Source organism: Pseudonocardia sp. 73-21 (assembly GCF_001899645.1).
Classification (GTDB): Bacteria; Actinomycetota; Actinomycetes; order Mycobacteriales; family Pseudonocardiaceae; genus Pseudonocardia.
Genome location: NZ_MKVV01000033.1, coordinates 99,727 through 112,216, shown reverse-complemented (window position 1 = coordinate 112,216; position 12,490 = coordinate 99,727). Strand labels below are relative to the sequence as shown.

The 12,490-nt window shown below is 71.0% G+C and carries 14 protein-coding genes; 5 read left to right on the top strand and 9 right to left on the bottom strand.

The window, feature by feature from the left end; genetic code table 11:
• Window positions 1-37: 37 nt before the first annotated feature.
• Complete coding sequence (locus tag BGP03_RS09505; protein WP_296368715.1) at window positions 38-487, bottom strand: universal stress protein; 450 nt, start codon at window positions 485-487, stop codon at window positions 38-40.
• 505 nt (window positions 488-992) lie between these two features.
• Between BGP03_RS09505 and BGP03_RS09500 the strand changes: the two genes are divergently transcribed.
• Window positions 993-1,664 (top strand): ATP-binding cassette domain-containing protein, encoded by a 672-nt coding sequence (locus tag BGP03_RS09500; RefSeq protein WP_296368717.1) that lies wholly within the window; start codon window positions 993-995, stop codon window positions 1,662-1,664.
• 8 nt (window positions 1,665-1,672) lie between these two features.
• On the opposite strand, the gene BGP03_RS09495 is transcribed toward BGP03_RS09500, so the two are convergent.
• Window positions 1,673-1,915 carry a hypothetical protein gene (locus BGP03_RS09495; RefSeq protein WP_296368719.1) on the bottom strand — a complete coding sequence of 81 codons (243 nt, stop codon included), beginning with the start codon at window positions 1,913-1,915 and terminating at the stop codon, window positions 1,673-1,675.
• Window positions 1,916-2,029: 114 nt separating this feature from the next.
• Complete coding sequence (locus tag BGP03_RS09490; protein ID WP_296368721.1) at window positions 2,030-2,209, bottom strand: hypothetical protein; 180 nt, start codon at window positions 2,207-2,209, stop codon at window positions 2,030-2,032.
• Window positions 2,210-2,816: 607 nt separating this feature from the next.
• Here BGP03_RS09490 and BGP03_RS09485 point away from each other — a divergent pair.
• From BGP03_RS09485 to BGP03_RS09475, 3 genes are read left to right on the top strand one after another with little or no spacing between them, the layout of a single operon-like run.
• Entirely contained in the window at window positions 2,817-3,431 is a 615-nt protein-coding gene (locus tag BGP03_RS09485; protein WP_296368722.1) for a DUF6230 family protein, read from the top strand.
• Window positions 3,428-3,808: a DUF6114 domain-containing protein gene (locus tag BGP03_RS09480; RefSeq protein ID WP_296368724.1), complete on the top strand. Its 381-nt coding sequence runs from the start codon at window positions 3,428-3,430 to the stop codon at window positions 3,806-3,808. Before BGP03_RS09485 ends, BGP03_RS09480 begins: the two co-directional genes overlap by 4 nt.
• Window positions 3,805-4,647 carry a MerR family transcriptional regulator gene (locus tag BGP03_RS09475; RefSeq protein WP_296368726.1) on the top strand — a complete coding sequence of 281 codons (843 nt, stop codon included), beginning with the start codon at window positions 3,805-3,807 and terminating at the stop codon, window positions 4,645-4,647. The genes BGP03_RS09480 and BGP03_RS09475 overlap by 4 nt, the downstream gene beginning before the upstream one ends.
• Before the next feature lie 25 nt (window positions 4,648-4,672).
• On the opposite strand, the gene BGP03_RS09470 is transcribed toward BGP03_RS09475, so the two are convergent.
• The 3 genes from BGP03_RS09470 to BGP03_RS09460 are packed head-to-tail and all read right to left on the bottom strand — an operon-like array spanning window position 4,673 to window position 8,567.
• A complete protein-coding gene (locus BGP03_RS09470) occupies window positions 4,673-5,818 on the bottom strand; it encodes an acyl-CoA dehydrogenase family protein (RefSeq protein WP_298800768.1) in 1,146 nt (381 codons plus the stop codon).
• Between the two features lie 50 nt (window positions 5,819-5,868).
• Window positions 5,869-7,104, bottom strand: coding sequence for a cytochrome P450 (locus BGP03_RS09465; RefSeq protein ID WP_298800767.1), 1,236 nt, complete (start codon window positions 7,102-7,104; stop codon window positions 5,869-5,871).
• Entirely contained in the window at window positions 7,101-8,567 is a 1,467-nt protein-coding gene (locus BGP03_RS09460; RefSeq protein WP_296368976.1) for a cytochrome P450, read from the bottom strand. Before BGP03_RS09460 ends, BGP03_RS09465 begins: the two co-directional genes overlap by 4 nt.
• Window positions 8,568-8,680: 113 nt before the next feature.
• Here BGP03_RS09460 and BGP03_RS09455 point away from each other — a divergent pair, with 113 nt between their 5' ends.
• Window positions 8,681-9,280: a TetR family transcriptional regulator gene (locus BGP03_RS09455; protein ID WP_296368732.1), complete on the top strand. Its 600-nt coding sequence runs from the start codon at window positions 8,681-8,683 to the stop codon at window positions 9,278-9,280.
• 23 nt (window positions 9,281-9,303) lie between these two features.
• On the opposite strand, the gene BGP03_RS09450 is transcribed toward BGP03_RS09455, so the two are convergent.
• The 3 genes from BGP03_RS09450 to BGP03_RS35830 form a co-directional block, all read right to left on the bottom strand.
• Window positions 9,304-10,284 carry an ATP-binding cassette domain-containing protein gene (locus BGP03_RS09450; RefSeq protein WP_296368733.1) on the bottom strand — a complete coding sequence of 327 codons (981 nt, stop codon included), beginning with the start codon at window positions 10,282-10,284 and terminating at the stop codon, window positions 9,304-9,306.
• 102 nt (window positions 10,285-10,386) lie between these two features.
• Window positions 10,387-11,238 carry an SDR family NAD(P)-dependent oxidoreductase gene (locus tag BGP03_RS09445; protein WP_363093477.1) on the bottom strand — a complete coding sequence of 284 codons (852 nt, stop codon included), beginning with the start codon at window positions 11,236-11,238 and terminating at the stop codon, window positions 10,387-10,389.
• A complete protein-coding gene (locus tag BGP03_RS35830) occupies window positions 11,123-12,334 on the bottom strand; it encodes an MBL fold metallo-hydrolase (protein ID WP_363093475.1) in 1,212 nt (403 codons plus the stop codon). The genes BGP03_RS09445 and BGP03_RS35830 overlap by 116 nt, the downstream gene beginning before the upstream one ends.
• Between the last annotated feature and the right edge of the window lie 156 nt (window positions 12,335-12,490).

The following is a 12,490-nucleotide window of genomic DNA, read 5'->3' as shown; positions in this document are numbered from 1 at the left end:
GGCCGATGTCCGCAATCAGACGTGGCCAGGCGGACCGTCAGCCCGTGGTGTGCACGATCAGCACGTCGCTTCCGGCTGTGCGGGCGACCGCGGACGGCACCGAGCCCAGCAGCCGACCGCTCACGGAGTTCAGCCCGCGGTTGCCCACGACAAGGAGGTCTGCGTTGTGCTCGCCGACAGCCTTACACAGCACGTCGACGGGAGCGCCGTCGACTGCCTGAGTGACGATGTCCTGCGCACCCGCGCCGGCAGCGACATCCGATGCGGCGCGCAGGCTCTCCTCGGCCGGGGTGGAACCGCGCACCAGAAACGACTCGTCACCGAGCGCGTCAGCGGCGACCTCGACCTCCCCGCGGCTGGTCGGCGTGTACGCCGAGACGATCACCAGCTTCGCCGCGGCGTCCCGGGCGATCTCCGCAGCCCGCGATACGGCGTGGTGCGACGTCGTGGAACCGTCAGTGCCGACGACGATCGTGCAGTAGGACATGGTTGAACCTCCGGTCGAACATCGGAGGGCCTGGTGACACTCCGTTGCTGGACGTTACCGTCAGTAGTGCCAGGCGCGGTCGGCGGGCGCCATCCCGGTTTCCCGCGACGGGCGGCGAATGGCCGTTCGAGTGTGCCCCACCGACCGTCCGGCCCAGTTGTACGACCATCATGCGTCGCGACCGTGCGACGCCAGCGGGGGCCCTTCGGAAGCAGGAACGCCGACGTGGGAGGTGGACCGATGGCCGACGGACCGGCGGCACGCCGCCCGCAGCACCGCCCCCGAGGTTCGAGGACGTGTCGATCGCGCTCGGCGGTGAACCCGTACTCCTCCGACTGCGCGCCGAGCTACCGACCGGCGAGCTGACCGTCCTGATGGGCGAGTCGGGCGGCGGCAAGACCACTCTCGTCCGCCGGGCTGGTCGGGCTCCTGCAACCCGACTCCGGCCGGGTGCTGATCGGCGAGCAGTGCGTGAACGAGCTGGGAAGGGCGGGAGCTCACGGCAGTGCGCGAGGACGTGGGCGTACTGCTGGGCGGCTCGACGCTGTTCCAGACGTCGGTCTTCGGGTCGCTGTCGGTCTACGAGAACATCGCCTACCCGCTGCGGCTGCGCGGGGACGACGAGGACTCGGTCCACGCGCTCACCACCCGCTGGCTGCGCACGCTCGGTCTGGCCGACGTGCACGACCGCCTGCCGGAGGAACTCTCCGCCCACACGCGGCGGCGGGTCGCCCTCGGCCGAGCGATGGTCACCGAGCGACCGGTCGTCGTGCTGGACGACATCGACCTCGGCCTCGGCTCCACCACCATGGCCCGGGCGGTGCAGGCAGTGCGCGAGACGCAGGCCCGGACCGGCGCGACGATGCTCGTGACCACCCACGACATCGAGATCGCGCGGGCGTTCGACGGTCGTCTCGCGGTACTCGCGAACGGACGTATCGTGGCGAACGGGCCGGCGTCGGAGCTCCTCGCCGGCGTCGAGGACGCCGCGGACTTCGACAATAGGTTCCGCGTCCTGGACAGCCTGGGACCGGCCACCCACGTGCCACTCACGCAGGCCCGCGGGAACCGGACCATCACCTACGACCCAAGGCTGGTCGCGGTCGCGGCGGCCGCGGTGCTCATCGTGTTCCTGATGGTACTGGTGGCTCAGCGCGGCGGCTCCCTCGCTCCGTAGGAGCCGCCCTACTCTGCCGTACTGCGCCCCGCGTCTGCGTCCCGGACGGCGCAGAGGCCCGAAGCCGACCCCGACACCACACGCGGCCGGCGAGCCGGATCGTGGTGCAGCTCACGCAGCAACTCGAGCACAGCGATCGGGTCGGCGTCGTAGCGGTCCGCCGACAGCAGCACGCCCGGCTCCCAGGCGGGTACCTCGAACTCCCGGAAAGGGCCGCCGTCCGGATCGCGCCGCCAGACCGGTGCACCCACGGTGAGCACGATCGTCCGGTTCCGGTACCGGGCGCGCGCCGATGGCCACGATGGTGTCCTACTCGACCACCACGGCCCCACGGGCAGAACGGTGCTCGATGCCGGACGGGGTGATCACCAGCGCGTCCCTGCTGCGCCGCGCCGCACCAGGCACAGGACCAGGAGTCCCGTCAGGAGCCCGGTACCCGCGACGATCGAGCCGCTGCTGGGCGCCGCGACCAGCAGGCCGAGCGAGCAGGCGCAGAACGCCACCGAGGCCAGCGTCACGACCTCGGCGCGGGCGTGCGGCACCATCACCCCTCCGCCCCCGCTCGGCCGCCGCACCCCGCCACGAGAGCGATCCGCCCGCCACGGCGCCGGCTCACTGCTCCCACCTGCACCGCGGCGACCCCGGCGAGAGCCACACAGCAGGATCAGGGAGGTGCCGACGACCGCTCCGACCGCGTCACGGTAGAGGCTCTCGGCCCCCGTCCAGATCAGCCCGCCCGCGAAGCCCGCCCGAACCACAATCTTCACGACGAGGACGACCAGCGACCGCCGGGGCCACTCGTCCGGCCACCGGCGAGGCGACCGACTCCACAACCGACCTTCCTCGACCTACGAGCCGGCGACCGTACCGGTCGCGCCGCCAGGACCGGACGGAAGCGGTCGCCCGACGACGGAGCGTCAGCTCCTGACCGCGGGCTTGTCGATGTCACGGTACCCGGCGACGGCGTCGCCGACGGAGTTTGCGGACGTCGCGCTCCACGTCGCCGGAGACGCTCGTCCTGTGGGCCATGACGGCCCTTCTCGTGGACGGACGCTCTTCACGCCCCACACGTGACCCTGCACACATAATCGTCACCATTGAACACTGTCACAGTTTCGAGTGGTGAAGCTGTTCGACGATCGGGGGCATTAAATGAGACACGCAGCCGCGGGCCGGTCGACCGGCCGACGGCGCTGGGGCAGGTTCGCCGCGCTCTTCGTGCCCGCCGTCATCGCCGTCGTGTCCATCGGAGCAGGGGTCGCCACCGGCGCCGTCCCCGTGGCGCTCGCGATGCAGGGTCGCCAGACCCTCGCCTTCACCGCCGAGCAGTTCGAGGCGGAGGCGACCGGTGTTCTCCCGTCGTTCGTGCAGAACGCCGACGGCTCGAGACAGCCGGTCGTGGTGCTGCAGCTGTCGAAGGTGCGCATCCAGGGCGCCTGCATATCGACCGCCGTGACCACCCCGCTCGGGACCTATGTGCTACATGCCGCGACCCCCTCCGGATCTGCCCCGATCGAGGTCGGTAACGCCCAGATAGCCATCGAGAGCCTGGACGGCGTCGGCGCGGCCGGGCAGGAGATCTTGCTCGGCCACGGCGCGACCGCCCCCGACGGGACCCCCGTGGACACCTCCACCGGTGGCGTCCCGATCCGCGCCGGGAACATCGCGCTCGACATCTCCGCCACCGCCCGTTGGGCCACCGTCGACCAGCTCACCCTCTCCGGGCTGACGCTGCAGGTCGGCCAGGACCAGAAGCGGTGCCTGTGAGCGGCGCGCACGGGGCGGTCCCGACCAGGGCCCTCGCCCGCTGGACACGCGACAGGCCGTTCTGGGCGGGGCTGCTGACCGCTGCGGCCGGACTGGTGATCCTCGTGCTGCCCGGAGGCCGTTTCACCGTGCTGTTGCTACCAGGACTGGCCGGGACGTCGGGATTCCTCTTCGGCGCCGGGTTGTGCGCGATGGGACTGTTCTTCTGGTTTCGCCCGGCCGGGCATCGCGCAGTCGGCGTCACCGCCGTGCTCGTGTCCGTCGCGTCGCTCGTGACCACGAACCTGGGCGGGTTCGTGGTGGGGATGCTGCTCGGCATCCTGGGCGGGTCCCTCGGGTTCGCCTGGGAGGATCCTGATCAAGGTGCGCAGGCATGACCGCGGCCAACGGGTCCGAGTACCGGATCGACGATCTCGCCCAAGCAGCCGGGACGACCGTGCGCAACGTCCGCGCCTACCAGGAGCGCGGCCTGCTCCCCCCACCCCGCCGGGTCGGGAGAGTCGGTCTCTACTCGGATGCGCACCTGGCCCGGCTGCGCATCATCGGCGGGCTCCTCGGGCGCGGCTTCACCGTGAACAACATCGGCGAGCTCGTCTCGGCCTGGGAGCACGGCCGCGACCTACCCCAGGTCCTCGGCCTGGAGCAGGTCGTGTCGACGTTCGGCAGCGACGAGCTCCCCACCGTCGCCGACCGGGCCGACGTCGAGGCCGCGGCCGGCAGCCCGCCTGACACGGCCGGCCTGACGGACGCCCTCGTGCGGCTCGGGATCGCCGAGCCCCACGGCACCGACCGGTTCCGACTGCCGAGCCCACAGCTCCTGCACGCGGTCGGCGACCTGGTCGGGGCCGGGTTGCCCGCCCCTTCGGTCGTCGGCCTGCTCGACTCGCTGCTGCATGCGCTCGACGACACGGCCGCGCAGCTCGTCGGCGCCGTCGTCACGGCGGTCCTCAACGGCCGGGACGACAGCTGGATGCCCTCGGCTACCGAGATCCCGGAGCTGACCGCGCTGCTCGGCCGGGTGCGGCCCGCCATCGGTACGGCCGTGGCCGCCGCCCTCGGCCTGGCCGTGGAGCGCCACACCGAGTCCGCACTCGGTGAGTTCGCCACCCGCATCATGTCAGAGGCCGCCGACCGGCCGCACCACGGAGCTGGGCTCGTACCGTCCGAGCACGGCACGAGCACTGTCGGGCCGACGTCCGGCGAGGAGACGCCGTGACCCACCACTGGCGCCCGCGGGCCGGTCAGAGAGTGCGCGAGATGATCTCCTTCATGATCTCGTTCGTGCCGCCGTAGATCTTCTGGACACGCTGATCGGTCCAGGCACGGGCGATCTTGTACTCGCTCATGTAGCCGTAGCCGCCGTGCAGCTGAACGCACTCGTCGATCACCCGCATAGCGCGCTCGCTGGTCCACCACTTGAGCATCGCAACCGTGGGGATGTCGAGCTCGCCGGCGAGGTGCTTGGTGATGCAGTCGTCGAGGAACACCCGGCACACCCGGGCCTCGGTGGCCGCCTCGGCGAGGGTGAACCGCGTGTTCTGGAACGAGAAGACCTCGCGGCCGAACGCGCTGCGATCCTTCGTGTAGCGGACGGTCTCCCGCAGCGCCATCTCCATCGCGGCCACCGAGGTGATGCCGATGAGCAGCCGCTCCTGCGGCAGTTGCTGCATGAGCTGGACGAAGCCCTGGCCCTCCGCCTCGCCGATCAGGTTGCCGACCGGGACGCGCACGTCGTCGAAGAACAGCTCGGCGGTGTCCTGGCCCTTGAGCCCGACCTTGTCCAGGATGCGGCCGCGGCGGAACCCGTCCCGGGCGGTCTCGACGGCGAACAGCGAGATGCCACCGGCCCCGGCCGTGGGGTCGGTCTTGGCCACGACGATCACGAAGTCGGTCTGACCTCCGTTAGTGATGAACGTCTTGGCGCCGTTGATGACGTAGTGGTCGCCCTCGCGCACCGCCTTGGTCTGCACGTTCTGCAGGTCCGACCCGGTGCCCGGTTCCGTCATCGCGATGGCCCCGACCCACTCGCCGCTGGCCAGCCGCGGCAGCCAGGAGGTCTTCTGCTCCTCGGTGCCGTAGGCGAGCACGTAGTGCGCCACGATCGCGTTGTGCAGGGCCACCCCCCAGCAGCTGTCCCCGCTGGCCGCCTGCTCCTCGATGAGCACCGCCTCGTGCGCGAAGTTCCCGCCGCCGCCGCCGTACTCCTCCGGGATCGACAGGCACAGCAGCCCGACCTCGCCGGCCTTGTTCCACAGGTCGCGGTCGACCTGCTTCTGGCCCATCCAGCGGTCCTGGTGCGGGGCCAGCTCCTTCTCGCAGAAGGTGCGGGCCATGTCGCGGAAGTCGTCGAGGTCGGTGTTCATCCACGGGGATCGGGTCGCGGTCATGGTGATGGTTTCCTCTTCAGTGGAGTTCGGGCGGCTTCATGTCGGAAGGCTCAGGTCGGGCCCGGGTGGACGGGAAGGTGGGCCAGGCCGCGGAACGACAGGCCGGCGCGCCACGTCGCCGGACCCGCGGCCGACAGGTGCGGGAAGCGCGTGAGCAGGCGCGGGAACAGCTCCGCCGCCTCCAGCCGCGCGAGCGGCGCGCCCAGGCAGAAGTGCAGCCCTCCGCCGAACGACAGCGGAGCAGCCTGCCGGCGGGTGAGGTCGAGGATGTCGGGATCGGTGAAGACCCGCGGGTCGCGGTTGCCCGCGCCCAGCAGCAGCAGCACGACCTGCCCCGCCGCGATCTCGACGTCGCCGACGCTGGTGTCGGCGAGCGCGGTGCGCCCGTCGGTCTGCACCGGCGCGTCGAAGCGCAGCAGCTCCTCCACCGCCGGTGCGGCGAGCTCGGGACGGTTGCGCAGCAGATCGAGCTGGCCGGGCGCACCGACCAGGGCGGCGAGACCGTTTCCGACGAGGTTGGTCGTGGTCTCGAACCCCGCGGCGAAGAGCAGGATGGCGGTGCCGACGCACTCGTCGTTGTCGAGCTGGTCGTCGCCGCGGGCGGTGGCGAGCCGGCTGAGCAGGTCGTCGGCGGGCGTGCGGCGCTTCTCGGCCAGCAGCTGCGTGAAGTACTCCGCGAGCCGGTCCTCGGCGTCCACCGCCCCCTGGACCGCGGCGAGGTCCGCGCTGGGCTCCAGGGGCGCCACCAGGTCCCGCACCCACGGCGCGGCGGTCGAGCGGTCGACGTCCGGGATCCCCAGAAGGTCGCCGATGACCCCGACCGGCAGGGGCAGCGCCAGGTCGGTCATCACGTCGACGACCTCGCACCCGGCGAAGCCGTCGAGCAGCTCGTCGATCCGGGTCACGATCGCCGGCCGCAGGGCCTCGACATGGCGGGGGGTGAACACCGACGCCACCAGCCGCCGCAGGCGGGTGTGGTCGGGCGGGTTGCGGAACAGCATCGTGCGGCGGAAGCGGCGCAGGGCGCGCCGTTGGAGGTCCTCGGGCACCCCGGCGAGCTGGAATCCCAGCGACTCGTCCACCTTGCCGAGGTCGCGGTTGCGCAGCGCCGCCTCGCAGTCCCGGTAGCCGCTGAGCACCAGCAGGCCGGCCGCTGTGGTCAGCCGAGGTGCCTGCTCGCGCAGGCGCCGGTACCCGGCGTACGGACCGGACGCCCCGTGGTCGGTGAGCAGGACCTCGAGCAGCACCTGCTCCGCGGCGGCGGTGTCGGTGCCCGGTGCCGTCATGCGGGGCCCCGGGTCCCCGCCAGCGGGCAGAGCCGCAGCGGGAGCCCGTCGGCGGGCACCGGGAGCGAGGTGTTGTCCCACCTGGGCCGGTATCCGGGCTCGACCGTCCAGCGGTGGGTGCGCAGCATCTCGTGCAGGATCGCGGTGACCTCGAGCGTGCCGAACGCCATGCCGATGCACTTGTGCACGCCACCGCCGAACGGGATCCACGCGTCGCGGTGGTTCCGGTCCTCGCGTCGGGGCTCGGCGAACCGGTCGGGGTCGAACGTGTCGGGGTCGGTCCAGCAGGAGGGGTCGAAGTGGTTGACCGCGCCGGCGACCATGACCATCGTGCCGGCCGGAAGGTGGTGGCCCAGCAGGGCGGTGGGCGCGACGGTTTTGCGCATCACCACCGGCACCGGGGCCACCAGCCGCAGCGCTTCCTTGATCACCAGCTCCAGCGTCGGCAGCGACCCGAGCGCCGCCATGTCCAGCGGGCCGTCGCCCAGCGCGAGCGACTCCTCCCGGGCGCGCTCCTGCCACTGCGGGTTCGCCCCGAGGTAGTACGCCGCCGCGGTGCTGGTGATGGTGGACGTGTCGTGCGCCGCCATCATCAGGAAGATCATGTGGTTGACGATGTCGGCGTCGCTGAACTCCTCGCCGTCGGCCGTGCGGGCCTGGCACAGCGCCGAGAACAGGTCGTCTCCCCCGCCGGCGCGCTTGGCCGGGAGGTTCGCCTCGAAGTAGCGCTCGAGGACCGCGCGGCCGCGCAGCCCGGCCCGCCACCGGGTGCCCGGGACGTTCCACTTGACGATGGAGCTCGCAGCGCGGACGCAGTCGACGAACGCCTTGTTGATCTGCTCGGTCTCCGGGCCGGTGCGCTCGTCCATGAACACGCGGGTAGCGATGTCCAGGGTCAGGCGCTTGAGCTCCGGGTAGATGCGGATCGGCCGGTCGGTGCGCCAGCCGGGCACCGTCTCCCGCACGCACGGCACGGTCTGGGCGACGTAGCCCTCCAGCCGTTCGGCGGTGAACGCCTGCTGCATCACCCGGCGGTGCGCGCGGTGCTCGTCGAAGTCGAGCAGCATCAGCCCACGCCGGAAGAAGCTGTCGATCAGGAACCGCCAGCCCTCCTGCGAGTAGGCCTTGTCCGCGTTCGTCAGCACCGCCCGGGTGGCGTCGGGCCCGGCCGCGAGGACGACCTGCTCACCCACAAAGCCGGTCCACGAGACGGGTCCGAAGCGCTCTTGGCGCGCCCGGGTGAACGTGCTGCCGAACCGGATGTACTCCACGGTGTGCCCGAGGAACGGCAGCCCGAAGTCCCCCGGGACCGCCTTCAAGCCCGAGCCCACCGGGGCAGGTGCAAGCTCCACGCACCGGCCACGACGAGCCATCCCGAGCAACTTCTCGTCCACGACCGCCGGTGCCGGTGTCAGCAGCACAGACGACAGACGTGCTCGCACAGCTCGGCCCGCCTGCTCCATTGCGATGATCACAGATCGCCTCCGGCCTCCGATGGAATGAGGCGACACTAGACGCACATCGATTTCGTGTCCAGACTGTTGACGGAGCACAATCTGGCGTCCATAGTGACGCGATGACAGGCCGCACCCTCGTCGACCGCACCCACGCCCTCATGCGCGACGAGGCCCTCTCCGCGGCGACACAGCTCCTGCTGGCCGGCGGGTACCGCGGGCTACGGCTGCAGGATGTCGCCGACCGCATCGGCGTGAGCAGGCAGACGCTCTACAACGAGTTCGGCAGCAAGCGGGGACTGGCCGCGGCACTCGTGCTGCGCCTGACCGAGCGGTTCCTCGACGACATCGAGGCCGCACTCGGCAGCGAGGACGACCTCTACGCGGCGTGGGCGGCCGCGGTCCGCCTGACGATCGAGACCGCCGCCACCGACCCGCTGCTCAAGACACTGCTGACGGGAGTCGGCAGCGAGGAGATGCTCCCGCTCCTCACCACGGAGAGCGAGCCGGTCGTCCAGGCTGCCCGCGACCGCGCGGGAGCCTATGTCATGAGGCGGTGGCCCGACCTGGACCCGCCCGACGTCACTGCGGCCGCGGAGGTGGCGACCCGACTCGCCATCAGCCACGTCGTCGTGCCGCTGCACACGGCGGAGTTCGTGGCCGCGCAGGTCGCCACCGTGGTGGTGCGGTTCCTGGGACACCAGACCCCCGACCCCGGGTGACCCTCCATCCGTCGGCCTTCCGGTCAGCCGGCGTACGCGGACGCACCCCGGTGGCTGTCGCGGATCGCCTGCTGGGCGGCTGGAGCCAGCGTCGGCATGATCCGCTGCACCCGCTCCTGGCGCCGTAGCGCAGCCTTGCGCTCCGGCATCCCCGGGCTGGGCGCGAGCTGCGGCTTCAGCGGCGGCAGCCCCGCGAGCTCCTCGACCTCTCCCATTTCCCGCGCCGCCTGCGCGGTGTCCTTCTCCTCACTCATCCCGATCGGACCCTGCCGCCGCCCGTTCAGGAACTGGCTCACCACCGGCTCATCACTAGTCAGCAGCACCTCGCGCGGGCCGAACATCGCCAGGTGCTTCCGATACAACATCCCGATGTTGTCCGGCACCGTCTGCGCCGTATTGATGTCGTGGGTCACGATCAGGAACGTCGAGTCCGTCTGCGCGTTCAGATCGATGATCAACTGGTTGATGTAGGCCGTACGCACCGGATCCAGTCCCGAGTCCGGCTCGTCGAACAGGATGATCTCCGGATCCAGCACCAACGCCCGTGCCAGACCGGCCCGCTTGCGCATGCCACCCGAGATCTCACCCGGCAGCTTCTTCTCGTCACCGGTCAGACCAACCAGCGTCATCTTCTCCGCCACGATGTCGCGGATCTGCGCCTCGGACTTCTTCGTGTGCTCACGCAACGGGAACGCGATGTTGTCGAACAGGTTCATCGATCCGAACAGCGCGCCGTCCTGGAACAGCACCCCGAACAGCTTGCGCAGCTCGTAGAGCCGCGACTCCGAGCACTTCACCAGGTCGGTGTCGTGGATGACGATCGAGCCCTTCTCCGGCTTGAGCAGCCCGATCAGGGTCTTCAGGAACACCGACTTCCCGGTACCCGACGGGCCGAGCATCACACTGACCTCCCCCGGGGGCAGGGTCAGCGACACGTCCGACCAGATGTTCGCCCGCCCGAAGGACTTCGACAGGCCTTGAACCGTCACCTCGACACCCGCCACCGACGACTCCTTCGTCACTGTGCACACACGATCAGAAGCAGAAGGTAGCGAACACCACAGTCGATGCCGCCACCCGGCCTAATTCGGCGTCCGTCGATTGACCTAACGAGTCGCCTCGCGTGCCACCGCCACGGCGGCCTGACCCTGCTTCGCGCCGGCGAGATCGGCGATCTGATCCCAGCGGGCGGCGAGCGCGTCGTCCGTCGGCGGCTCGGGGAAGTCGACACCGCGCGACTCGACAAGCCGCACGCGACTGTAGTGCGGCCCATGCACCCGGACGATCTCGGCGGTCAGCTCGCACTCCTCGGTGCACAGCCAGCCGACCGCGGCCGAGACCCAGGCTGGGTCGAGGTCGGTGGAGCTGTCGAGCAGCCCGTCGGTCATTCGGGTCAGCGCGACCGGCGCGATCGCGTTGACCCGAATGCCGTACCGGGCCCCCTCCAGGGCAAGCGTGTTCATCAGCCCCACGACGCCCAGCTTCGCCGCCGCGTAGTTGGCCTGGCCGAAGTTGCCGAACAACCCCGCTCCCGATGTCGTCATGACCACCCGGCCGTAGTGCTGCTCCCGCAGGTGCGGCCAGGCCGCCATGGTCACCAGTGCGGTGCCGTCGAGATGCACGCGGACGACGGCGCCCCACTGCTCCGGGGACATCTTGTGGAAGGTGCCGTCCCGCAGGATGCCGGCGTTGTTCACGACGGCGTCCAGCCGCCCGAAGACCTCGAGCGCCGCACCGACGACCCCACGCGCGCCGTCCTCGGTGGAGATGTCCCGGTGGTCGGCAACCGCGGTGCCGCCGGCCGCGGTGATCTCCGCGACGACCTCCTGCGCGGGTGACGCGTCACCGGACCCGCCCTCGCGACCCACCCCCGGATCGTTGACCAGCACGAGCGCTCCCCCAGCCGCCAGCCGCAGAGCATGGCTGCGCCCCAGCCCGCGCCCGGCACCCGTGACGATGACCGCCCGACCGTCCACTCCTGGCATGTCCGTCTCCTTCGACTCCGTTTGTCCTGCGCCCGGCACCGGGCACACACCCTGCCGGTCTGGTCAGGGACAGCAACCCGGGACACCGGCGGGAGTCCGCGTCGCGGTGACGACCGGTTGCGCCGTGGCACCCGGACCCGGAACCCACCGGGTGGGCGTCCCGGGGATGCTCACCATCCGGCCGTCTCGGGCGAGCAGCTCCAGGTGGGCGAGTGTCGCGGCGCAGCGCATGTACGGCGTGATCGCCCCCCACGGCCGCGACCAGCTCAAGGACGCGGTGACGGTCCCAGCATGTCGCCACGAGGCGCGCGGTCACCACGGTGAGGATCTCCGCGAGCCGCTGCCGGTGGTGGGCGACGAGTGCCCGCAGTCGACCGTGCAGGTCGGCGAAGCGGTACTCGTGGGCGGGAAGGACCAGGTCGGGGTTGAACCCCCGGAGTCGGTCGAGCGACTCCAGGAAGTCGGCCAGCGGGTTGGGATCCGACTGCGCGTGCCACGACACATTCGGGCTGATCCGCGGCAGCACGCAGTCGCCGGTGAGGAGTAGCCGGCGGCCGGGCTCGACGAAGCACAGATCCCCCGGCGAGTGCCCGGGCGTCCGCACGGCCCGCAGGTCCCAGCCGGGCATCTCGATCCGCTCGCCGTCCTCGAAGAGGCGGTCCGGGACCACCGACTGGACCCAGGCTCCGAGCGGGACCGACGAGGACGCGGTCTCCGCACTCACCTCGTCGGGTACGCCGCAGTCGCGGAAGACCTCGTGCATCCCCGCCTTCAGGGACCCGAGGTCCAGATGGCGGTCACCGGCCAGCGCAGCGTCGGCGGGACGCAGCCCGATCCACGCCCCGGAGGCCTCCCGCACGCGTCCGGCCAGTCCATGGTTGTCGGGGTGGATGTGGGTCACGAGCACGGCCGTGACGTCCGTGACCGAGGCGCCGGCCACGGCGAGCCCGTCGATCAAGGACCGCCACGCGGCGTCGGTGTTCCACCCCGCGTCGACGATCGAGAAGTCGCCCGCGTGTTCGAAGGCGGAGACCGGGACGTAGCGCAGCGGGCTGTCCGGGGTGGGCACCTGAATGGACCACAGGCCGGGCCGGACCTGCTCCACGGGAGGGAGCACGTCCTCCGCCCAGGCGCGCCGCTGTGCCGTGCCGGGATCGACCGTTGACCCGTCACGGTGGTTATGCACCGGATAATCATTACACCAACTCCATTGGGCATCGCATCT